The sequence below is a fragment of the Streptomyces nanshensis genome (assembly GCF_001751255.1).
GTDB classification, from domain to species: Bacteria; Actinomycetota; Actinomycetes; order Streptomycetales; family Streptomycetaceae; genus Streptomyces; species Streptomyces nanshensis_A.
Genome location: NZ_LJGW01000531.1, coordinates 1 through 1,047, shown reverse-complemented (window position 1 = coordinate 1,047; position 1,047 = coordinate 1). Strand labels below are relative to the sequence as shown.

Here is a 1,047-nt window from a genome sequence, read left to right as displayed (position 1 = left end):
CGCGCCCGCGTCGTCCGTGCCCGCGTCATCCGCGTCCGCGCCGTCCCCGGCGCTGCCGGTGTTTCCGGGCTCCCCCGCCACCCTCGGCGGGTCCTGCCGTACGTCCGCGATCCGGCGCAGCACCCGTGACCGCATCTCCGGCGGCGGCACGGCGGAGACCGCCAGCGCGAGCCGTCCCGCCGTGGCCCGCAGCTCCGCGACCTCGCCGCGGCAGGCCGGGCAGCGGCCCAAGTGCCGCTCGAACGCCTCGCGTTCGGCGTCGGGCAGCGCGTGGACGGCGTAGGCGCCGGTGAGCGTGTGCAGGTCGGCGCTCTCGGCTCCCTCGTCCGTCATGCCGTCACCCCCAGGCAGTCGCGGAGGCGGATGAGACCGTCGCGCAGCCGGGTCTTCACGGTGCCGAGGGGCTGGGAGAGCAGCTCCGCGACCTCGCGGTACGTCAGGCCCCGGTAGTAGGCGAGGGTCACCGACTGGTGCTGCAACTCGGTGAGCGTCCGCAGACAGCGCCGTACCTGCTCGCGCTCCAGCCGTGCTTCGACCGCCTCGGTGACCTGGTCGAAGGCCGGAGTACGGTCCAACAGCGCGGCACGCTGCTCCCGGTCGGCCGCCGCCTGCGCGGAGCGCACCCGGTCGACGGCCCGGCGGTGGGCGAAGGTCAGCACCCACGACAGGGCGCTGCCCCGCTCCGGGCGGAAGTGCGCGGCGGTGCGCCACACCTCCACCAGGACCTCCTGGGTCACCTCGTCCGACTGCGCCGGGTCGCGCAGCACGCTCCGTACGACGCCCAGCACCGGACCGGCGACGCGGTCGTAGACGGCGGCGAAGGCGTCCTGGTCGCCGCGTGCCACGCGGGAGAGCAGTTCCGCCAGGTCGGGCCGTGCCGCGCCGTCGCCTGTACCCGCGATGTGCACTGGTTCCTTCACGTCCGAGCACCTCCCCCGGATCGGGGTGCGCATGCGGACGTGAGCGGCGCCCGGCGTGTGCGCCGCGGCGGACGCGTGCCGGTCCGGCGGGTGCCGGATCGCGCCGCGCGGGGTGCGGCCAGGGCGG

2 protein-coding genes are annotated in these 1,047 nt (G+C 76.2%); both read right to left on the bottom strand.

What is annotated here, in order from left to right; genetic code table 11:
• Positions 1–333, bottom strand: a 333-nt coding sequence (locus AN218_RS29555; protein ID WP_171908842.1) for an RskA family anti-sigma factor, incomplete at its 3' end; no start/stop codon positions are given.
• On the bottom strand, positions 330–920 hold the full coding sequence (locus AN218_RS29550; protein WP_070020147.1) for a sigma-70 family RNA polymerase sigma factor: 591 nt from the start codon (positions 918–920) through the stop codon (positions 330–332). The genes AN218_RS29555 and AN218_RS29550, both read right to left, overlap by 4 nt.
• Between the last annotated feature and the right edge of the window lie 127 nt (positions 921–1,047).